General features: G+C 74.2%; 16 protein-coding genes. 11 read left to right on the top strand and 5 right to left on the bottom strand.

What is annotated here, in order from left to right:
- The first annotated feature begins 37 nt into the window (after positions 1 to 37).
- On the top strand, positions 38 to 1,135 hold the full coding sequence (locus IH48_RS0125930; RefSeq protein WP_051840580.1) for a hypothetical protein: 1,098 nt from the start codon (positions 38 to 40) through the stop codon (positions 1,133 to 1,135).
- A 40-nt stretch (positions 1,136 to 1,175) separates the two neighbouring features.
- Here the strand turns inward: IH48_RS0125930 and IH48_RS0125925 are convergent, their stop codons facing one another.
- The gene (locus IH48_RS0125925; RefSeq protein WP_030909415.1) at positions 1,176 to 2,663 is read right to left on the bottom strand and encodes a phytoene desaturase family protein; all 1,488 of its coding nucleotides are present in this window, start codon (positions 2,661 to 2,663) and stop codon (positions 1,176 to 1,178) included.
- Between the two features lie 475 nt (positions 2,664 to 3,138).
- Between IH48_RS0125925 and IH48_RS0125920 the strand changes: the two genes are divergently transcribed.
- The 3 genes from IH48_RS0125920 to IH48_RS0125910 all read left to right on the top strand — a co-directional run bounded on the left by IH48_RS0125920 (position 3,139) and on the right by IH48_RS0125910 (position 5,249).
- Positions 3,139 to 3,669 carry an SAV_6107 family HEPN domain-containing protein gene (locus tag IH48_RS0125920; RefSeq protein WP_030909412.1) on the top strand — a complete coding sequence of 177 codons (531 nt, stop codon included), beginning with the start codon at positions 3,139 to 3,141 and terminating at the stop codon, positions 3,667 to 3,669.
- A 121-nt stretch (positions 3,670 to 3,790) separates the two neighbouring features.
- Complete coding sequence (locus IH48_RS0125915; protein WP_234434387.1) at positions 3,791 to 4,576, top strand: methyltransferase; 786 nt, start codon at positions 3,791 to 3,793, stop codon at positions 4,574 to 4,576.
- A 271-nt stretch (positions 4,577 to 4,847) separates the two neighbouring features.
- The gene (locus tag IH48_RS0125910) at positions 4,848 to 5,249 is read left to right on the top strand and encodes a DUF3040 domain-containing protein (protein WP_030909406.1); all 402 of its coding nucleotides are present in this window, start codon (positions 4,848 to 4,850) and stop codon (positions 5,247 to 5,249) included.
- A 714-nt stretch (positions 5,250 to 5,963) separates the two neighbouring features.
- Here IH48_RS0125910 and IH48_RS0125905 read toward each other — a convergent pair.
- From IH48_RS0125905 to IH48_RS0125890, 4 genes are all read right to left on the bottom strand, one after another.
- Positions 5,964 to 8,366, bottom strand: a complete 2,403-nt coding sequence (locus IH48_RS0125905; RefSeq protein WP_030909403.1) for a transglutaminase TgpA family protein — start codon at positions 8,364 to 8,366, stop codon at positions 5,964 to 5,966.
- A complete protein-coding gene (locus IH48_RS0125900) occupies positions 8,363 to 9,799 on the bottom strand; it encodes a DUF58 domain-containing protein (RefSeq protein ID WP_078850032.1) in 1,437 nt (478 codons plus the stop codon). The genes IH48_RS0125905 and IH48_RS0125900 overlap by 4 nt, the downstream gene beginning before the upstream one ends.
- Positions 9,799 to 10,872: an AAA family ATPase gene (locus tag IH48_RS0125895; protein WP_078850031.1), complete on the bottom strand. Its 1,074-nt coding sequence runs from the start codon at positions 10,870 to 10,872 to the stop codon at positions 9,799 to 9,801. Before IH48_RS0125895 ends, IH48_RS0125900 begins: the two co-directional genes overlap by 1 nt.
- Before the next feature lie 232 nt (positions 10,873 to 11,104).
- Positions 11,105 to 11,647 (bottom strand): beta-class carbonic anhydrase, encoded by a 543-nt coding sequence (locus tag IH48_RS0125890; protein ID WP_030909395.1) that lies wholly within the window; start codon positions 11,645 to 11,647, stop codon positions 11,105 to 11,107.
- 329 nt (positions 11,648 to 11,976) lie between these two features.
- Here IH48_RS0125890 and rsmH point away from each other — a divergent pair, with 329 nt between their 5' ends.
- The 7 genes from rsmH to murD all read left to right on the top strand — a co-directional run bounded on the left by rsmH (position 11,977) and on the right by murD (position 21,171).
- Complete coding sequence (rsmH, locus tag IH48_RS0125885; protein ID WP_030909393.1) at positions 11,977 to 12,939, top strand: 16S rRNA (cytosine(1402)-N(4))-methyltransferase RsmH; 963 nt, start codon at positions 11,977 to 11,979, stop codon at positions 12,937 to 12,939.
- Positions 12,936 to 13,517: an FtsB family cell division protein gene (locus IH48_RS0125880; RefSeq protein WP_234434386.1), complete on the top strand. Its 582-nt coding sequence runs from the start codon at positions 12,936 to 12,938 to the stop codon at positions 13,515 to 13,517. Before rsmH ends, IH48_RS0125880 begins: the two co-directional genes overlap by 4 nt.
- 5 nt (positions 13,518 to 13,522) lie before the next feature.
- On the top strand, positions 13,523 to 15,502 hold the full coding sequence (locus IH48_RS0125875) for a peptidoglycan D,D-transpeptidase FtsI family protein (protein WP_030909388.1): 1,980 nt from the start codon (positions 13,523 to 13,525) through the stop codon (positions 15,500 to 15,502).
- A gap of 126 nt (positions 15,503 to 15,628) precedes the next feature.
- On the top strand, positions 15,629 to 17,245 hold the full coding sequence (locus IH48_RS0125870) for a UDP-N-acetylmuramoyl-L-alanyl-D-glutamate--2,6-diaminopimelate ligase (protein ID WP_234434405.1): 1,617 nt from the start codon (positions 15,629 to 15,631) through the stop codon (positions 17,243 to 17,245).
- Positions 17,246 to 17,249: 4 nt separating this feature from the next.
- On the top strand, positions 17,250 to 18,689 hold the full coding sequence (locus IH48_RS0125865; protein ID WP_030909383.1) for a UDP-N-acetylmuramoyl-tripeptide--D-alanyl-D-alanine ligase: 1,440 nt from the start codon (positions 17,250 to 17,252) through the stop codon (positions 18,687 to 18,689).
- The gene (mraY, locus tag IH48_RS0125860) at positions 18,686 to 19,756 is read left to right on the top strand and encodes a phospho-N-acetylmuramoyl-pentapeptide-transferase (RefSeq protein ID WP_030909380.1); all 1,071 of its coding nucleotides are present in this window, start codon (positions 18,686 to 18,688) and stop codon (positions 19,754 to 19,756) included. Before IH48_RS0125865 ends, mraY begins: the two co-directional genes overlap by 4 nt.
- Entirely contained in the window at positions 19,738 to 21,171 is a 1,434-nt protein-coding gene (gene murD, locus IH48_RS0125855; protein ID WP_030909377.1) for a UDP-N-acetylmuramoyl-L-alanine--D-glutamate ligase, read from the top strand. Before mraY ends, murD begins: the two co-directional genes overlap by 19 nt.
- The last annotated feature ends 18 nt before the right edge of the window (positions 21,172 to 21,189 follow it).

Raw genomic sequence — 21,189 nt, 5'->3', positions numbered from 1 at the left:
ACCCCTCGGGAGCGGCTGCCGTACGAGAGGGGCGTACATGGGCTGGACGGTCCTCTACATCGCGTTCGGCTTTGTCGCGCTGTGGCTGCTCGGCGAGGTCCTGCTCCAGTACAAGGCGCGGCTGCGGTGGCGCGTACTGGCGTTCGTGGGGTTCGTGGCGGTCGTCGCAGGAGTGGCGCTCCCGTCCATCCCCGTGATCGTGGTGGGCGCGATCGCCTTCGGCGTGGGGCAGTCGTACGTGACACTCTCCTTCCGCAAGGGCTTCTCGACGGGCTGGGCGATCGGCGGCCGGCCGAGCACGAGCCGCCGCCGCAGAACAGCGGCGAGCAGCGAGCCGCCCCGGCGGGCCGCCGAGGATGCCGGCGCCGCGCCGGAGACGCCACAGGAACAGACGATGGTGGCGGCCGGGCCGGTGGGATTGGGACAGGGACCGGAGCCGGCACCGGCCGGGGACGCCGCGGCGGTCACCGCTTCGTCCGCCGCGGCGGACGAAGCGGTTTACTCGCCGCAGCCGCTGCCGGACGACACGGGCCAGCAGTACGGCGTCTACGACGAGACGGCGACCGGGGCGGGCGGCCTCGGCGCGGCGGCGGGCTACGACCCGTACGGGGGGTACGAACAGCCCGCGGGCCAGGAGGCGTTCGGCACGTACGCCGGTTACGACGGCTACGCGCAGACGCCGGCGGCCCAGGGGCAGCAGTACGGCTACGCCGATTACGCCGACGCCGGTTACGGCGGCTACGGCACGGACCAGCAACAGCCGATGGGGCAACAGCAGGACCAGTACGCCGGCTACGACGCTTCGTACGCGGCCTACGGCGCCTCCCTCGGCTCGTCGTCCGGGGCCGACGGGGCGGATGGGTCGTACGGCTCGTACGGCTCGTACGGGTCCTACGGCTCCGACGGTGCGTACGGGAACTACGGCGGCTACGGTTACCCGCAGCAGCAGTACCAGGACCCCTACGCCACCGACACCCCACCCGGCGGCGTCTGGGTCCCGCAGCAGCGGGAGGGCGTCCAGGGCAGCCTGCCCGAGCAGCACGGCTACGGCCAGGACCACGGCTACGGGCAGCAGCAAGCGGACCTCGGCCACCGGCCGGAACCCGACGCGGGCGGCAACTACCCCTCGTACTGAACCGCCTGGAGGAGCCGTCGGGCGGCGGCGGGCAAGGCGGTCACCGCGAGCCCCGGAACGCGGGCCCCTCGACGATCAGCCCCGCCACCAGGGCCCCCGACATGCCCGCGTGCGGCAGCCCGCCCCCCGGGTGCGACCAGCCGCCGGCGGCGTACAGGCCGCGCAGGGGCCTGGAGTTGGCCGGATGCAGCAGCCGGCCGCTCGCGCCCGCGAGGGACGGCGCGGGAACGCCGCCGCCCCGCGCCCCCGTCTCGGCCTCGGTGTGCGCGGGCGTGCGCACCTCGCGCCACATCACCCGGTCCGCGAGGCCGGGCATCGCGGCGCCCGCCGCGCGCACCAGGACGTCCGCGTACCGCTCCCGCAGCGCACCGTCCGCCCAGTCGACGGGGCCGTGCGGCGCGACCGTCGCGGTGAGCGTCACCGCCTCGTGGGCACCGTCAGGCCGCGTCGACGCGTCGTCGGGCCGCAGCACCGTCACCGTGGGCCGCTCCGCGGGCCCGGCGCCCGCGTCGAACACCGCGGCCGCCTCCTCGGCCGACGAGGGCGCGTGCACGATCGTCCGGTGCGCCGTGCCCGCCGGCCGCGCACCGCGCAACGCCAGCAGCACCGTGAACCGGCCCGGCGCACCTCGTTTCCCGCCCCCCGGCTCCACGCCGGCCGGTGGCCTTGGACCGATGCCCGAGACGACATGGTCCGCGGCGGCCGCCGACCCGTCGGCCAGCTCCACCCCGGCCACCGCGCCGTCCTTCTCGGCGACCGCCACCACCTCGGCGCCGAAGGCGAACTCCACCCTGCGCGCGACGCAGCGCTCGTACAGCGCCCGCGCCAGCTCGCGCACACCGCCGCGCACGTACCAGGTGCCGAACGTCTGCTCCAGGTACGGCAGTACCGCCGCGCTCGCGGGCGCCACGCGCGCATCGAGCCCGTAGCCCTGCGCGTACGAGTCGAGCAGCGCGGCGAGCCCCGGCACGCGCAGCTCCCATGCGCCGATCTCCGCGAGCGTCGACGCCTGACGTGTTCCCCCCAGCAGCCTCCGCCGCCGCAGCGCCGGGTACGGGTCGCGGGCGAGCGGCCGCGTGTCCTCGATCAGCGGCTCCTCGAGCAGCGGGCGGCGGGCGCGCGCCCAGGCGTCGCCCGCTCTGCCGAGGAAGTCGGCCCAGCGCCCGCCCGCGCCGTCGCCGAACGCCGCGTCGAGCGCGGCGACCACACCGCCGCGTGACGCGTTCGGCAGCAGGACGTCCGCGCCGCCGGCGAATACGTGGCGCGCGTCGTGCGGCGGCTGATGCAGGTCGACGCAGCTCTCCAGCGGCTCCTTGCCCGTCTTGACGAACAGGTCGCGGTAGACGGCCGGCACGTGCAGCAGGCCGGGGCCCGTGTCGAAGACGAAGCCGTCCCGCTCGTACCTGCCCACCGCGCCGCCGTACGTCGCCCCGCGCTCGTACACCGCCACCCGGTGGCCCGCCACGGCCAGCCTCGCGGCCGCCGCCATCGCGCCCATCCCGGCGCCGATCACCGCAATCCGTGCCATGCCGGTGACTCTAACCGCCTCCTTGGCGGTCCCCGCCGACAGCCCGTCCGGCCGCCTGAGTACCCGTACTCAGGCCGATAGATGAGTAGAGCGGCGGATGGGGATCTTCCGGCGGCACGGAAGAGTGGAGACCACGGAAGGGGCGCCGCACCGGCACCGCCGGCACGGGGCGGCGGAACGGTGCGGTGACCCGGACCGGTACGGGGGCACGGGGGTGCACGGCACAGGGCACGGCGGTCCGCAAACCGCCGGGCCCGGCCCTCCCGCCTCGCGGACCGGGGGACGGGGTGGGGAACGGGGGAACAGGCGCGCCGGGCGCCGGACCGCGGACACGCGGCCCGGCGCCCGACGCGCGTCGGCGTCCGCGGGTGCGTCCGCGTCCGCGAAAGGCCTGGTCGGAGCCGATTGTCAGTGGTGGCCCTCACCATGGGACACAGACGGCAACCGTGCCGTCACACGTGACAGGAGGTTCGTCATGGCCGGCTCCTTCGCGGACGCCGCGCGCCGGCGGCCGGCACGCGGCCAGGCCCCCTCGCCGAGCGGTCCGCCCACCGACGTGCACCCGGTGCTGCGGCAGGCAGGGGCCCCGCCCGCTGCACTGGACCTCCTGTCCCAGGCCCGGGCCGGGATCGAGGAGGCATGCACGCTCGAAACGCCCAACGAGCGCTACGCCACCGCACACCTCGCCGCGCTGCGTACGGCGGCGGCCGTGCTCGCCGCGCGCGGCCGGCCCGAATCCACGCCGCAGCGCCGCCGCCGCATACGCAGCGCCTGGGAGGTACTGCCGGAGATCGCCCCCGAGCTCGCGGAGTGGAGCGCCCTGTTCGCCGCCGGCGCGCAGCGCCGGGCCAGGGCGGAGGCCGGGATACGGGGCGCTGCGGGCACGCGTGACGCGGACGACCTGCTGCGGGACGTCGAGAGGTTCCTGCGCCTGGTCGAGCGGCTGCTCATACGGGAGCCGACGCTGCCGCTGCCGCGCCGCCACGGTTCGGCCGCCTCCGGCTGACGGGCCGAGTCGCGGCGGAGCACGGGAGACGGGGGAGGAGGCAGGGAGGCAATAGGGTGGGCGGCACGCACCATCCATGCAACGCCGCAGGAAGCGGCACCGCGCCGAGGAGTCAACTGCCGTGTCGGACCCTTCCCCTGCCGTGGGCGCCGAGTCGCCGTCGTCCCGCCGCGGCCCCCTGCGCACCGGTGTGGTCTGGGAGGTCCTTGACGGCGCCTTCGCCCGCAGGGCGCAGGCCGCGGGGAGGGCATCGCTCGACGTGCTGGACACCGGCGGCGGCACGGGCAACTTCGCGGTCCCCGTCGCGCGCCTCGGCCACCGCGTCACCGTCGTCGACCCGAGCCCGAACGCGCTGTTCGCGCTGGAGCGCAGGGCGGCGGAGGCGGGGGTGGCGGATCGCGTCCGTGGCGTCCAGGGCGATGTCAACGGCTTGTTCGACGTCGCCGAGCGCGGCGGCTACGACGCCGTCCTGTGCCACGGCGTCCTGGAGTACGTGGACGACCCGGCAGGCGGGCTGCGCAAGGCGGTCGAGGCGCTGCGCCCCGGAGGCGCGCTGAGCCTGCTCACCGCCGGGGTCGGCGGCGCCGTGCTGGCCCGCGCCCTCGCCGGGCACTTCGAGGAGGCCCGGCAGGCGCTGACCGACCCGGAGGGACGCTGGGGGGCCGGCGACGCGGTGCCGCGGCGCTTCACCGTGGAGCAGCTCACCGGCCTCGCCGGACAGGCGGGCCTCGCGGTCGAGTCGGTGCACGGCGTGCGCGTCTTCGCCGACCTCGTGCCCGGCGGCCTCGTCGACAACGAGCCAGGCGCCCTCGAAGCGCTCCTCGCGCTGGAGGAGGCGGCGGCCTCCCTGCCGGCGTTCAAGGCCGTCGCCACGCAGCTGCACGTGCTCGCGGTCAAGCGCGGCTGATCAGTCCTGATGGGCGCTGCCGCACCCTCGTGCACACCGCATGGAGTAGGACACAAGCCCGCCCGCGGGCGGGCTTGGCACCGTATGATCGGGGTACACGATTCGGCATGAGGGATCACGTGTTGGGGAATCAACGCCTCAGCAGCCGAGCCCGCATGGCGGTCCGGCAGGCGAAATGGCGTTGAGGGCGGGTTTCTCGGGGGCGATTCGCCGCTTATCCTGGAGGAGCCGCATACCGGCCGCCCCCGCGGCCGACGACTAGGAGGACTCCGTGCCGCTCTCGGAGCACGAGCAGCGAATGCTCGAGCAGATGGAGCGAGCGCTGTACGCCGAAGATCCCAAGTTCGCGACAGCGCTCGAGGGAAGCGGGCTGCGTACACACACCCGGCGACGGGTCTACCAGGCGGTCGTTGGCTTCTTGGTGGGTATCGCGCTCCTGATGTCAGGAATGGTCGCACAGCAGATCTGGATCAGCGTGGTCGGGTTCCTGGTCATGCTCGGCTGCGCCGTACTGGCCGTCACGGGCTGGCGCAAGGCGCCCAAGCGGGGCGAGCAGCAGGTCGCGGCGCCCGGCCACGTCATGGGCGGCGGCCGCAGGCAGCGGCAGCACCGTTCGGTGATGGACAGGATCGAGGAGCGCTGGCAGCGGCGCCGCGACGAGCAGGGCCAGTGAGCGCGGGGCGCTGACGGCACGTACGTATCGGCGAAGGGGCGGACGCATCGAGCGTCCGCCCCTTCGCCGCGCGCGTGCGTGCGCGCCCACCCGGCGGCCATCGGCCGCCGCTCCGGACCTGCCCACGCGTGCCCGAGGCCGTCACCGCGCCGGGGCAGGGGTCCGCCGCCGAGCCCGCCTCTCGGCCGCGCCGAAGGACGGGCATCCGGACGTTGCCCGGACCTGCCGCTGAACGCACGGGCCGCGGGCCGCGGACGAGGACAGCGCGCCGCGTGAGCCGCATGCCCTGCGACCCCGGCACAAGGCGCAGGCCACCAGGCCGGAGCGGCACCCGTGAGCAGGCCTTTCCTGCGTCGGCCGCGCCGCCGGCGCCCAGGCACGCGTCTGTGGCAGCCACTCGCCTGGCCTCCCGCGCCGGGCGGGCGGGAGCGAGAACGGAGCGTGCGGCGGCCGACGCAGCCCGCGCACGTCAGCACCCGCACCCGCCACGGACGGCGAGCGGCTCCGTCCGCAACGCCGCGCCGCCTGTGCCCCGGCCGTGGCGGCGTCCCGGACGCCGGCGTGTGGCCCCCGTGCCCACCGGGCCGTGACCGGCGGTCCGCATGCGCAGCACCCGCGTCCCACGTCCCCGCCGCGCCCCGCGGCGGCGGGCGGAACCGGAGCGTACGGCGGCCCGCGCGGTCCACCATCCCGCGGCCCCAGCCGGCAGGCGGCTCAGCGGCGGCGCCAGGCTGCCGGGACGAGGCGTTCGGGGCCGAGGCGGGACGTCAGCGACTCCCACCGGGCCGACAGTGCCCACACCGCGCGGACGGACGACCGCGGCGCCAAAAGTGCGCGCAGCCGCGCGCCGCGCCCCGCCGACGCCCGCAGGGCGGCCCGCGCACGGCGCACGTCCTGCGCCAGGCCCGCGGGCGGCTCCGCCGGGCCCGGTGCGTACAGGGCGCGCTCCACCGCCCCGGCCAGCCGGTGCACCGCGGCGGCCGCCTCCTCGTCCAGCCTTCCGAGCCGCACGATCCGCTCCGCCGCCCGCCGCGGCGTCTGCGCCTCGTCCGGCGGGATGCCGTGGTCCCACGCGGTGTCGATCAGCTCGCGCCACGCGGCCTGAGCCGGCGCGGCCGGGCCGCGCCCGAGATGGGTCCCGCTGCCGAGCCTGCGCGCCCTGACCCGCGTCCGGTACAGCAGCGGGAGCAGCAGGACGAGCAGTACCGCCGCGCCGCCCACCCCGGCGCCGACCCATGCGCCTGTCGGCGTGCCGGGGCCCGCCGTCGGCGGGGCCACGGGAAGGGCGGCCTGGTCGCAGGCGCCGAGGCGGCGGTCCTGCGCCGCGCAGCTGCTCGACGAGGAGGGCGCCGTCGACGGCGCGGCCCGGTCGGGCGCGGCCGGCTGCGTCGCGGTGTCGGAGCCGGGGTCGGACGGCGAGACCGGCAGCGTGTACGAGGGCAGGCTGCCCCGGCTCGGCGTGGGCTCGAACCGCGTCCACCCGACGCCCTGGAAGTACAGCTCGGGCCAGGCGTGCGCGTCGCTCAGCGCGACGTCGACCGTGCCGTCGGCCTGCGGGGTGCCGGGCGCGAAGCCGACCGCGACGCGTGCCGGTATGCCCAGCGTCCGGGCCATGGCCGCCATCGTGAACGAGAAATGGACGCAGAAGCCGCGCTTTTCCTTGAGGAACCGGGCGATGGCGCCGGGGCCCGTGCCGGAGTCGACGTGCGTGTCGTACGTGAAGCCGCCGTCCTCCGCGAACCAGTTCTGCAGCGCGACGGCCCGCTCGTAGTTGTTCCTCGCCCCCGCCGTGACCTGCTCGGCGGTCCGCTTCACCACCCCGGGCAGGTTCCGCGGCACCTTGGTGTACTCACGCCGGAGCGACGCCGGCGGCGCACCCGCCGTCGCCAGCTGCGCCCGCGTGGGGTTCACCTGGAGGCTGTCGACGGTGTACCGCGCGTCCCCGGTGGACTGGCCGTGGTCGCCGACGAGCGTCCTGCCCTCGGGCTCGTAGCGCCAGCGGCCCTTGATGGAGACGTGCGATGCCGGGTACGGCATCGGCAGGTAGTTCTGCCGGTACCACGGGGCCGACGTGATGCTCGTGCTGATCCTCGTCCTGCTCACGGACGGGGCCAGGCCCTGCGGTGTGGGCAGCCGGTCGGGCACGTCGCCGACTTTGCGCTGCGAGAACCGCCACGTCGTGCCGTCGAACTCGTCGAGCGCCATGATCCGCAGGTACAGGTCCTGGGAGTCCGGCGCGTTGGTGCGGTAGCGCAGCGCCTCGCGGTCGTCGTTCTGGTTGAGGTCGTCCTGCAGCGACACCAGCGGGTTCACCGCGGAGATCGTGCCTCCGCCCCCCAGGCCCGTACCGCCACCCGCGCCGAGGCCGGCGAGCAGGCCGCCGCCGAGCTCCGGCAGGGCCAGCGGAACGACCAGCGCGATGCCGAGCGCGACGACCCCGATACGGCGGCCGCTGCGCGCGGGCGCGGCCGCGCGCAGCGACGGCGCGCCGGGCGGACGCCCAGGCCCGGCCGGTCCTGCGAAGACCCTGCCCCACCGCGACAGCCGGTCGCCGCCCTCCGCGAGGAGCAGCAGCAGGTATCCGGCGGCGGCGAGCAGGAACCACAGCCAGCTCGCGGCGGTGCCCGCGCTGCCGGAGATCCCGGAGGCCACCGCGTACAGGGCGAGCAGCGGCAGCCCCGCTGGGGCCGCGTTCCTGAACGTGACCGCGATGGCGTCCACGGCGAGGCCTATGACGAGCACCCCGCCGACCAGCATCAGCTTGATGCCCTCCGTCGGCGGCGCCGGGATCGAGTAGCGGGTGACGTCGTCGCCGCCCGAGGTCAGCAGCGCTCCGAACCGCTCGAAGACGTCGGGTGTCGGCACCAGGCCGAGCGGCGCGGTGGAGTGCGCGAACACGACCGTCAGCATCAGCACCACCAGGACCGCCTGGAGCACGACTGTCACCGTCCGCGCCATCGGCACCCTGCGCATCAGCGCCCCGGCCCCGCTGACGAGCGCCGCCATCACGGCGGCCTCGAAAAGCCAGGCGAGCGAGTTGACGAGCGGCACCAGCGCGCACGCCGCCAGCAGCGTGGCGAGCAGCGCACACAGCGCGAGCTTTCCCCTGCCGCTCATGACTCCCCTCCGGACCTCGCGCCCGTGCCGCCCACCGCGTACGGCAACGAGCGCTCCTTGGCCGCCTGCCGCCACAGCGCGGGCAGCGAGGCGCCGGGCGCCGCGGGCAGCACGGTCCAGCCCGCCTCGCGCAGCTGCCGCGCCCGCCCACCGGCCCCGGGCGAAGGGGCGGGCGGCGCGGCAGGTCCGGGCGACCACTCGCCGCTGTCCAGCAGGAACGCGACGGCCGTGCCGCTGCGGGCCCGCATGCGCGCGGCGAGGGCGGCCTGCTCCCCGTCCAGATCGCCGAGGAAGGCCACGAGCAGTCCCTCGGAGCCGCCGCGCAGCACGTCGTACGCGGGCGACAGCGCGCCGCCTTCGGCGGGCTCCACCACCGCGAGCGTGTCCATCAGCAGCCCCATGGAGTCGGCGGACTGCTGCGCGCCGCCGGCGTACCCCTCGCCGCCCTCGCCCGGCACCGACGCGCCGCCCGCCGTCAGCAGCCGCACCGTGTAGCCGCGCTGGAGCATGTGCGTCAGCACGGAGGCCGCGCCGGAAACGGCCCACTCGAACGCCGAGTCGGGTCCTGCGCCCCGGTAGGCGCCGGCCCGCGTGTCGAGCAGGACGGTGCACCTGGCGCGCTGCGGCGCCTCCTCGCGGCGCACCATCAGCTCGCCGTAGCGCGCCGTCGAACGCCAGTGCACGCGGCGCAGGTCGTCGCCGTGCCGGTAGCCGCGCGGGATCACGTCGTCGTCCCCCGCGAGCGCCGGGCGCCGCTGCCTGCTGTCGCCGTACCCGGAGGACTCGCCCACCAGCCGCACCGCGGGCAGCGCCTGCGTGCGCGGGACGACCGTCAGCGTGTCGGACGCGCTGAAGGAGCGAGTCAGCTCGCACATGCCGAACGGGTCGGAGAGCCGCAGCTGGAGCGGTCCGAGCGGGTAGCGGCCCCGCAGGTCGGAGCGGACACGGTAGGACACCTCGCGGCGGCCGCCCGCCTCCACGCGGTCGAGCACGAAGCGGGGGCGCGGCCCCAGCACGTACGGCACGTGGTCCTGGAGCATCAGCAGGCCGGTGGGCAGCCGCGAGACGTTGTCGATCCGCAGGTGCACGCGGGCCTCGGACCCCGCCGCGACCCGGGCGGGCGTCAGGCGCCTGCTGCCCGCGACCCGGTAGCGGGTGCGGTACAGGACGCCGACGCAGACCAGCGGGAGCACGAGCACCAGCAGCCCGACCCGCAGCAGCCCGGGCTGGCCCAGGATGTAGGCGCAGGCCACGGCCGCGACACCGGCGGCGAAGAAGGCGCGGCCACGGGTGGTCAGGCCGCCCAGCGCCGCGCGCAGGCCGGCCTGTTCCGCGTGCCCGCGGTCCGCTGTGGCGGGGCCGCCGTCCGTGCCGGCGGGGCCGCCGCCCGGCGCCTGGGGGACGCGGGTGCCCGACCGCCCGCCGGGAGCCATCACGGCCGCCGAGATCCGGGCCGCCGGCCGCCGGAGGGCCCCTGCGCGGCGGTGGACGGAGCGTGCCCGCCGTCGGCGGACGGCAGCGGCGTGTTCTGGAGGATCTCGAGGACGACCTGCTCGGCCGTCCTGCGGCCCAGCTGGGCCTGCGCGGTGGGCAGCAGCCGGTGCGCGAGCACCGCGGGGGCCAGCGCCTGGACGTCGTCCGGCAGGGCGTAGTCGCGGCCGTCGAGCGCCGCCGCCGCCCTGGCGGCGCGCAGCAGGTGCAGCGTCGCCCGCGGGGAGGCGCCGAGCCGCAGGTCCTGGTGGGCACGGGTGGCGCCGACCAGGTCCACCGCATAGCGCCGCACCCCCTGTGCCACGTACACGCTGCGCACGGCCTCGATCAGCTTCATGATGTCCTGGGCGTGGGCGGCCGGTTCGAGGTCGTCCAGGGGCGAGAGGCCGCCGTGCACGTCCAGCATGCGCAGCTCGGCCTCGGCGCTCGGGTAGCCGATGGACACGCGCGCCATGAACCGGTCGCGCTGCGCCTCGGGCAGCGGGTACGTGCCCTCCATCTCGACCGGGTTCTGCGTCGCGATCACCATGAAGGGGTTCGGCAGCTCGTACGTCGTGCCGTCGACCGTGACCTGGCGCTCCTCCATCGACTCCAGCAGCGCCGACTGCGTCTTGGGCGAGGCCCGGTTGATCTCGTCGCCGATCACGATCTGCGCGAAGATCGCGCCCGGCTTGAACTCGAAGTCCCGCCGCTGCTGGTCGAAGATCGACACCCCGGTGATGTCGGAGGGCAGCAGGTCGGGCGTGAACTGGATGCGCTGCACCGAGCAGTCGATGGACCTGGCCAGCGCCTTCGCGAGCATGGTCTTGCCGACGCCGGGGACGTCCTCGATGAGGAGGTGGCCCTCGGCGAGCAGCACCGTCAGCGCCAGCCGTACGACCTCGGGCTTGCCCTCGATCACACCCTCGACCGACGCACGGACCCGCTCCGCCGCCGCGGTCAGGTCTTCTCCCACCCGCCCGTACGCCCGGCCGGGGAGACCCCCTTGGTGCGCTCGATCGTCATACGTCGTCACCCGGCCCTCCTCGGCCCTGCCCCGCCGCTCCTTGAGGGAGCGGGGGGTACCCCATGGAAGCCCGGGCACGCCATGAGCGGCCCGGTACACCCCGAATACGGACACCGCTCCCGGAAGGTTCCGGGAGTGGCGTCCCCGACGCATTCTTGTTGCCGTTACCGCTTCGTGTCACTTGTCCGTCGTCGCTCCGTCGGCAAGCGCGACCCGCCGGGCCGCGCCCGGGCGGTGGGCGTCAGTCCGCGGCGACCTCGGCCAGGCGGCCGGTCTCCACGTCGAACACGAAGCCGCGCACGTCGTCCACGTGCGGCAGGAACGGTGAGGTCCGCACCCGGCGGATCGACTGGCGCACGTCGGCCTCGGCGCTCTTGAACGCCTCGACCGGCCAGGTCGGCCGCTGTCCCACCTCCTGCTCGATCTCGTCCCTGAAGTCCTCGGTGATCGTCGTCATGCCGCACCGGGTGTGGTGCACCAGGACGACGCTGGTGGTGCCGAGGGCCCGCTGGCTGACGGCGAGCGAGCGGATCACGTCGTCGGTGACCGTGCCGCCCGCGTTGCGCAGGGTGTGGTGGTCGCCCACCGTGAGGCCGAGCGCCTTGGCCAGGTCGATCCTGGTGTCCATGCAGCACACGACGGCCACGTGCTTGGAGGGCCGGGCGCTGAGTCCCGGATCCTCGAAGGTTTCGGCGTACCGGGCGTTGGCCTCCACGAGCCGGTCGGTGCCGCCTTCGGGCGTCGCGACCGAGGGCTCCTTGTTCGAATCAGTCGGGGTCGTCATGGACAAGAAGGTATCGGGGCGGGACGGGATCGGCTCCGGCGCGGGTCGTGATGTGCGGCGAACGTCCCGATTTTTCCGCTCCGGCCACGACCGCGGCGACGCGCCTGCCGGTTGATTGACCGTAAGGGACTGTGGACTAAAGTGGCGCGAAGTCCGCGGTCATCCACCGCACACCTGCCGAATTCCCCGCGTGCGCGGCGAACGTGCGGATCGGCCTCCTTCCGCTCGACGGTCCGGGCGGCGCCCTCGCGGCGCCGGCACCCACGCTTTACCGGGCGAGCGGGCGGGGCCAGGCCCCCGCGTACCGCGCGCCGGACCAGAGAGGGCGCATGAGCGAGCGCAGCGAGCGGCACGTACCGGTGATGCTCCAGAGGTGCCTTGACCTGCTGGCCCCCGCCCTCGCCGGCCCCGGCGCCACCGTCGTCGACTGCACCCTCGGCCTCGGCGGCCACAGCGAGGCCCTGCTCGCCACCTTCCCCGCCGCGCGCCTGATCGCCCTCGACCGGGACAAGGAGGCACTGCGGCTGTCCGCCGAGCGGCTCGCCCCCTACGGCGACCGCGCGACCCTGGTGCATGCCGTGTACGACGAGCTGCCCGATGTGCTCGACCGGCTCTCCGTCCCCCGTGTCCAGGGCGTCCTGTTCGACCTCGGCGTCTCCTCGATGCAACTGGACGAGGCGGACCGCGGCTTCGCCTACGCCCAGGACGCGCCCCTCGACATGCGCATGGACCAGACCGCGGGCGCGAGCGCGGCCGAGGTGCTCAACACCTACCCGCCGGGCGAACTCGTGCGGATCCTGCGCATGTACGGCGAGGAGAAGCAGGCCAAAAGGATCGTCGAGGCCGTCGTCAGGGAGCGCGCCAAGGAGCCCTTCGACCGCAGCGCCCGGCTCGTCGAGCTGATCAGGGACGCGCTGCCGCAGGCCGCCAAGCGCACCGGCGGCAACCCCGCCAAGCGGACGTTCCAGGCCCTGCGCATCGAGGTCAACGGCGAACTGTCCGTCCTGGAGCGCGCGGTGCCCGCCGCCGTGAGCGCACTGGCGGTCGGCGGCCGCATCGCCGTCCTCTCCTACCACTCGCTGGAGGACCGCATCGTCAAGCAGGCGCTGACCGCGGGTGCCACCAGCACCGCCCCGCCTGGGCTGCCCGTCGTGCCCGAGCGCTACCAGCCGCGCCTCAAGCTCCTCACGCGCGGGGCGGAGACGCCGGCGCAGGACGAGGTCGGCGAGAACAGCAGGGCCGCCTCCGCCCGGCTGCGGGGCGCCCAGCGCATCAGGGAGGACGCGCAGTGAGCGCGGGGCCCGGCAGGGGCGGGCAGCTGCGCGGCCGTGCGGCGCGGCTCGCCGGACTGCTGCCTTCCGGCACAAGCTCGGCCGCGCGCACCCCCTTCGTGCTGCTGGTGGTGGTGCTGCTCGCCGGCGGCCTGATCGCGCTGCTGATGCTGAACTCCTCGCTCAACGAGGGCTCGTTCCAGCTCAGCAAGTTGAAGAAGCAGACGCAGGACCTGACGGACGACCAGCAGGCCCTGCGCCGTGACGTCGACGACAAGTCCGCGCCCGACGCGCTCGCGCGGCGCGCCCGCGAGCTCGGCATGGTGCCGGGCGGCAACCCCGCCTTCCTTGAGCCCGACGGCACGGTGCGCGGGCGCCCGACGAAGGCGCACGCCCTCCCGCCGCCGCCGAGCCCGACGCCGTCCGCGACGCCCGCGCCGTCCGCGAGCGCCGGCGCCAGCCCCACCACGTCCGCGAACCCCACCGCGAGCCCCTCGCCCGGCGGCAGCGCCCCGGCCTCGGCATCGGCACCCGCCGCCGTGCCGCTCGCCGCGCCGCGGGGCGCGGCGGCCACCCCCACCACCACTCCCGGCAGGTGACTCGAGTGCCCTCCCAGGAACCGCCACGCCGCAGGGTGCCTGGCCCCGCGCGGCCCTCCGGCGGCGCCCGCCCGGGGCCCGGCTCCAGGCCGCGGCCCGCCAGGCGCCGCACGTACAGGACCGGGCCCCCGCGCACGCCGCGCCGGCTGACGCTCGGCAGCCCGAAGCCGCGGCTGCGGTTCGTCGCCTTCGCCATGTCGCTCGTCATGCTCGTGTTCGTCGTGCGGCTCCTGCAGGTACAGGCCGTGGACGCGACCGCGTACACCGCGAAGGCCGACGAGAACCGCGTGCTCAAGTCGACCATCGCCGCGGAGCGCGGCGAGATCACCGACAGGTCGGGCGTCTCCCTCGCGGCCAGCGACGACGCCTACGACATCACCGCCGACCCGTCGATGTTCACCCCGAAGTTCTCCAAGGCGCCCGACACGCCGGAGCGCGCGGCGGCGCTCCTGGCCCCGATCCTCGGCGTCGACCAGGCGGCCCTGGTCAAGAAGCTCAAGACGCCGAAGTCCCGCTACGCCATGCTCGCGCCCCGGCGCACCCCCCAGGTCTGGAACCAGATCAAGGACCTCAAGAACGTGCTCGCCGCCAAGGCGAGCAAGGATTCGGCCGCGGGCGGGCCCGGCACCAACCCGCTCGCAGGCGTCTTCGAGGAGGAGTCCAGCAAGCGCGTGTACCCCAACGCCGAGCTCGCCGCCGGCGTGCTCGGCTTCGTCAACGGCGCCGGAAAGGGCGCGGGCGGCCTCGAATCGATGCTGAACAAGGAGCTCGCGGGCAAGGACGGCGAGATCTCGTACACGCAGTCGGGCGGGCGGCGCGTGCCCACGGGCAGCTCGAGCGAGAAGCCGGCCGTGCCGGGCACCGACGTCGAGCTCACCCTGGACCGCGACATCCAGTGGGCCGCGCAGAAGGCCATCGCGGCACAGGTCAAGAAGTCCAAGGCCGACCGCGGGTACGTCGTCGTGCAGGACGCGCGCAACGGCCAGGTGCTGGCCATGGCCGACGCGCCGAGCTTCGACCCGAACGACCTGTCGTCCGCGAAACCGGCGAACCTCGGCAACGCGGCGCTCCAGGACGCCTACGAGCCGGGCTCCGTCGCCAAGGTCATGACCATGTCCGCGGTGCTCCAGGAGAAGGCGGCCACCGCGCTCACCCACGTCGTCGTGCCGAACCGGCTGCACCGGGGCGACCGCCTCTTCCACGACGACATCGACCACGCGACCGAGTACCTCACGCTCAACGGCGTCCTCGCCAAGTCGAGCAACATCGGCACCATCGAGGCGGCAGGCCACCTCGGCAAGACGCAGGCCCAGGCCGACGAGGTGCTCTACTCGTACCTCAGCAAGTTCGGCATCGGGCAGCCCACCGGACTGTCCTTCCCCGGCGAGACGCGGGGCCTGCTCGCCAAGCCGCAGGACTGGTCGACGTCGCAGCAGTTCACGATCCCCTTCGGCCAGGGCTTCTCGATCAACGCACTCCAGGCGGCGTCCGTGTACTCGACCATCGCCAACGGCGGGGTGCGCGTCCAGCCGACGCTCATCAAGGGCACCCGCGGCCCCGACGGCCGCTTCACCCCGAGCCCCGCGCCCAAGAAGACCCGCGTCGTCAGCGCCAAGACCGCGCACACCGTCGGCAACATGCTGGAGTCGGTGGTCGGCAACGTGGAGGGCACGGGGAACTCGGCGCAGATCCCCGGCTACCGTGTGGCCGGCAAGACGGGCACCGCCAACCGGGTGGACCCGAAGACCGGCGGCTACCACGGGTACACCGCGTCGTTCGCGGGGTTCGCACCCGTGGACAAGCCCCGTGTCACCGTGTACTGCGCCATCCAGAATCCGACCAAGGGGTCGTACTTCGGCGGCTCCATCTGCGGACCCATCTTCAAGAAGGTCATGGAGTTCTCCCTCAAGACGCTCCAGGTACCGCCCAGCGGCAGCAAGCCGGCGAAGCTGCCCGTCACCTTCGAGCCGGGATCCCGCGACTGACCCCCAGAGCACCAGGAACCGCACGTGACGATCGACACCACACCACCCGGCGACCGCCCGGCCCGCCAGGACGGCGCGTCGGCCTCGCTTGGCCCGAGCCCCGCGCAGGCGGGTACGCTCACCGCCGTGCCACAAGCTGATCAGAACCCGACCGACCCCGCGCCCGCCCCCGAGACCAGGCCGGGGCCCCCGCGCCCCGCCCGGGTGGAGCCCACCCCGCTCGACGGTCTGGCGCGGCTCCTCGACGGGACGCGCGCCGCCGGCGAGGGCGCCGTGACCGGCATCACCCACGACTCGCGCGCGGTGCGTCCGGGCGACGTGTACGCCGCCCTGCCCGGCGCCCGCCTGCACGGCGCCGACTTCGCCGCGCAGGCCGCCGAGCTCGGCGCCGCGGCCGTACTGACCGACCCCGCGGGCCGCGAGCGCGCGGTCGCCACCGGGCTGCCCGTGCTCGTCGTGGACGACCCGCGCGCCCGGATGGGCGAGCTGGCCGCCGCGATCTACGGTCGCCCCGGCGAGGACCTGCTGCAGATCGGCATCACCGGCACCTCGGGCAAGACCACCACGGCCTACCTCGTCGAGGGAGGCCTGCGCGGCGCGGGCCACCGCACGGGCCTGATCGGCACCGTCGAGATGCGCGTGGACGACGAGCGCATCAAGTCGGAGCGCACCACCCCGGAGGCCACCGACCTCCAGGCGCTCTTCGCCGTGATGCGCGAGCGCGGTGTGACGTCCGTCGCCATGGAGGTCTCCAGCCACGCGCTGGTGCTCGGCCGGGTCGACGGCTGCGTCTTCGACGTCGCCGTCTTCAACAACCTCAGCCCGGAGCACATGGAGTTCCACAACGGCATGGAGGACTACTTCCAGGCCAAGGCGAGCCTCTTCACCCCGGGGCGCAGCCGCAAGGGCGTGGTGAACTACGACGACGAGTACGGCCGCAGGCTCGTCACCGAGGCCACCGTGCCGATCACGACCTTCTCCGCCGAGGGCCACCCCTACGCCGACTGGCGCGCCGAGGACGTCCGCGTCGGCTCGCACCGCTCCACGTTCACCGTCGTCGGCCCGGACGGCGTGCGCGTCCACGCGGAGTCCCCGCTGCCCGGACCGTTCAACGTGGCCAACAGCCTCGCCGCGATCGTCGCGCTCGCCGTCGCGGGCGTCGACCCGCAGACGGCGGCCGACGGCGTCGCCGCCGTACCGGGCGTGCCAGGACGCCTGGAGCGCATCGACGCGGGCCAGCCCTACCTCGCCGTCGTCGACTACGCGCACAAGACGGACGCCGTCGAGTCGGTGCTGCGGTCCCTGCGCAAGGTCACCAAGGGCCAGGTGCACATCGTGCTCGGCTGCGGCGGCGACCGCGACACCACCAAGCGCGGCCCGATGGGCCAGGCGGCCGCACGCCTCGCCGACACCGCCGTGCTGACCTCCGACAACCCGCGCTCCGAGGACCCGCTCGCGATCCTCGCCGCGATGCTCGCCGGCGCGGCCGAGGTGCCGGCGCACGAGCGGGGCGCCGTCCTCGTCGACGCCGACCGCGCCTGCGCCATCGCCACCGCCGTCGCCAGGGCGCAGCCGGGTGACACCGTGCTCATCGCCGGCAAGGGCCACGAGCAGGGGCAGGACATCGCGGGCGTCGTGCGCCCCTTCGACGACCGGGAGGTCCTGCGGGAAGCCATCGCACACGCGCTCCACGACGAGCCCTGCCACGAGAACAGTCGTCACAGGAACAACAGTCAGGGATGACCAAGTGATCGCCCTCTCCCTAGCCGAGGTCGCCGCAATCGTCGGCGGGCAGGCGCACGACATACCGGATCCGGAGTCCGGGGACGTCATGGTCACAGGACCCGTCGTCCACGACTCCCGCGATGTGCGCGAAGGCAGCCTCTTCGCGGCCTTCGCGGGCGAGCGCGCCGACGGCCACGACTTCGCCCGCCAGGCGGTCGAGAAGGGTGCCGTCGCCGTGCTCGCGACGCGCCCCGTCGGCGTGCCGGCGATCATCGTCAAGGACGTGGTCGAGGCGCTCGGCGCCCTCGCCAAGGCCGTCGTGGAGCGCCTCGGCGCCACCGTGGTGGCCCTCACCGGCTCCGCGGGCAAGACCAGCACCAAGGACCTGATCGCCCAGTTGCTGCGCACCAAGGCGCCCACGATCTGGCCCGAGGGCAACCTCAACAACGAGATCGGCGCGCCGATCACCGCGCTGAGGGCGCAGGCGGACACCCGCTACCTCGTGCTGGAGATGGGCGCGCGCTACATCGGCGACATCCGGTACCTGACGGGCCTCGTCCCGCCGCGTGTCGGCCTCGTGCTGAACGTGGGCTCCGCGCACATCGGCGAGTTCGGCAGCAAGGAGAACATCGCGATCGCCAAGGGCGAGATGGTCGAGTCCCTGCCGCCGGCCGGCGAGGGCGGCATCGCGGTGCTCAACGCCGACGATCCGCTCGTGCGCGCCATGGCCTCCCGCACCGCCGCGCGCGTGGTGCTGTTCGGCGAGTCGGACGAAGCAGACGTACGGGCGGAGAACGTGCGCCTGACGGACGCGGGACAGGCCTCGTTCCTGCTGCGGACACCCTCCGGGTGCAGCGACGTGACGCTTCGGCTGTACGGTGAGCACCACGTGTCGAACGCGCTCGCCGCGGCCGCCGTAGCCCACGAGTTGGGCCTGTCAGTCGTCGAGATCGCCGGTGCGCTCTCGACGGCGGGGACCCTCTCCCGCTGGCGTATGGAGGTCACCGAGCGCTCGGACGGTGTGACGATCGTCAACGACGCCTACAACGCGAACCCCGAATCCGTGCGAGCGGCGCTCCGCGCGCTGGTCGCCATGGGCGGCGCCGCACGGGCCGAGGGGGGACGCACCTGGGCGGTGCTCGGCCCGATGGCCGAGCTCGGGGACGACGCGCTCACCGAGCACGACGCGATCGGGCGGCTCGCCGTCCGGCTCAACGTCAGCAAGCTCGTGGCGGTCGGGGGCAGGGAAGCGTCCTGGCTGCGGCTGGGCGCATACAACGAGGGTTCGTGGGGTGAGGAGTCGGTGCATGTGTCCGACGCACAGGCGGCGGTCGACCTGCTGCGCAGTGAACTGCGGCCGGGAGACGTCGTGCTGGTGAAGGCTTCCAGGTCGGCAGCGCTCGAGAGGGTGGCCCTCGCCCTGCTCGACGGCGCGGCCGAGGGCGAGGTCGCCGGCCGATGAGGCAGATCCTCTTCGCGGGGGCCATCGGGCTCTTCCTGACCCTGATCGGCACCCCGCTGCTCATCAAGCTGCTGGCCCGCAAGGGGTACGGACAGTTCATCAGGGACGACGGGCCCCGTACCCACGGCAGCAAGAAGGGCACGCCCACCATGGGCGGCATCGCCTTCATCCTGGCGACGCTCATCGCGTACGTCCTGGCGAAGGTGATCACGGGCGAGGCCTTCCACTTCTCCGGCCTGCTCGTGCTGTTCTTGATGACGGGCATGGGACTCGTCGGGTTCCTCGACGACTACATCAAGATCGTCAAGCAGCGGTCGCTCGGGCTGCGGGCCAGGGCGAAGATGGCCGGGCAGCTGATCGTCGGCATCGCTTTCGCGGTGCTCGCGCTGCAGGACCCCAACGCCCGCGGCATCTCGCCCGCGTCCACGAAGCTGTCGTTCGTCACGGACTTCGGCTGGTCGATCGGGCCCGTCGTGTTCGTGGTCTGGGCGCTGTTCATGATCCTCGCGATGTCGAACGGCGTGAACCTGACGGACGGCCTCGACGGCCTCGCCACCGGCGCCTCCGTGATGGTGTTCGGCGCCTACACCTTCATCGGCCTGTGGCAGTTCCAGGAGTCCTGCGCCAACGCGGTGACCCTGACGAACCCCAACGCCTGCTTCGACGTGCGAGATCCACTCGACCTCGCGGTCGTGGCGTCCGCGCTGATGGGCGCCTGCTTCGGCTTCCTGTGGTGGAACACGTCACCCGCGAAGATCTTCATGGGCGACACCGGCTCGCTCGCCCTCGGCGGCGCGTTCGCGGGCCTCGCGATCACCTCGCGCACCGAGTTCCTGATGGCCGTGCTCGGCGGCCTCTTCGTCCTGATCACCATGTCCGTGGTCATCCAGGTCGGTTCGTTCCGTATGACGGGCAGGCGCGTCTTCCGGATGGCACCACTGCAGCACCACTTCGAACTCAAGGGGTGGTCCGAAGTCCTTGTGGTGGTCAGATTCTGGATCATGCAGGGCATGTGCGTGATCGTCGGCCTCGGGTTGTTCTACGCCGGATGGGCGGCCCAGAAGTGAACACGGGCGACTGGCGCGGCAGGCGCGTCACCGTCGCGGGGCTCGGCGTCTCCGGCGTCCCCGCGGCGCGCGTCCTGGCCGGCCTCGGCGCCGAGGTCACCGTCGTCAACGACGGCGACGACGAGCGCTCACGCGCCCAGGCCGGCGAACTGGCCGCGCTCGGCGTCACCGTCAGGCTCGGCGACGGCGACACGCTGCCCGACGGCACGCAGCTCGTCGTCACCGCCCCCGGCTGGCGCCCGGACAAGCCGCTGTTCGCGGCCGCGGCCCGGGCGGGCGTCGAGGTCTGGGGCGATGTCGAACTGGCCTGGCGGCTGCGCGGCCGGGACGCGGCGCCGTGGCTCGCCGTGACCGGCACGAACGGCAAGACGACCACGGTGCGGATGCTCGCCGCGATCCTGGCGGCGGCGGGGCTGCGCACGGCCGCCGTGGGCAACATCGGCGTCTCGCTGCTCGACGCCGTCACCGGCGACGAGGCCTACGACGTCCTCGCCGTCGAGCTCTCCAGCTACCAGCTGCACTGGGCGCCGAGCCTGCGCGCCCACTCCGCCGCCGTGCTCAACCTCGCCCCCGACCACCTCGACTGGCACGGCTCCATGGAGGCCTACGCGGCCGACAAGGGCCGCGTGTACGAGGGCAACCGGGTCGCGTGCGTGTACAACACCGCCGACAAGGCGACCGAGGACCTGGTGCGCGCCGCGGACGTCGAGGAGGGCTGCCGCGCGATCGGCTTCACGCTCTCCACGCCGGGCCCCTCGGAACTCGGCGTCGTGGACGGCCTGCTGATCGACCGCGCGTTCGTCGATGACCGGCGCGAGCAGGCGCAGGCGCTCGCCGAGGTCGCCGACGTCACCCCCGCCGTGCCGCACAACATCGCGAACGCGCTGGCCGCGGCGGCGCTCGCCCGCGCCTACGGCGTCGAGCCGTCCGCGGTCCGCGACGGGCTGCGCGCCTTCCGCCCCGACCCGCACCGCATGGAGCACGTCGCCCAGGTCGCGGGCGTCACCTACATCGACGACTCGAAGGCGACGAACACGCACGCGACCGAGGCGTCGCTCGCCTCCTACGACCCGATCGTCTGGATCGCCGGCGGGCTCGCCAAGGGCGCCACGTTCGGCGAACTCGTCGCCGGCGCGGCGGGGCGGCTGCGCGGCGTGGTGCTGATCGGCGCGGACCGTGCGCTCATCAGGGAAGCCCTGGCGCGACACGCCCCGCAGGTCCCTGTCGTGGACCTCGACCGGACAGACACTGGGGCGATGTCGGCGGCGGTCCACGAGGCGACGCGCCTGGCACAGCCGGGGGACACGGTCCTGATGGCCCCGGCCTGCGCGTCGATGGACATGTTCGCCAACTACAACAAGCGCGGCGAGGCGTTCGCGGAAGCCGTACGCTCGCTCAGCGCGGAGCATGCCTGACCGGCGGGCCCAGGTGCC

Origin of the sequence: Streptomyces sp. NRRL F-5126, assembly GCF_000721265.1 — a bacterium.
Classification (GTDB): Bacteria; Actinomycetota; Actinomycetes; order Streptomycetales; family Streptomycetaceae; genus Streptomyces.
This window is presented reverse-complemented; position numbering and strand designations above follow the sequence as displayed.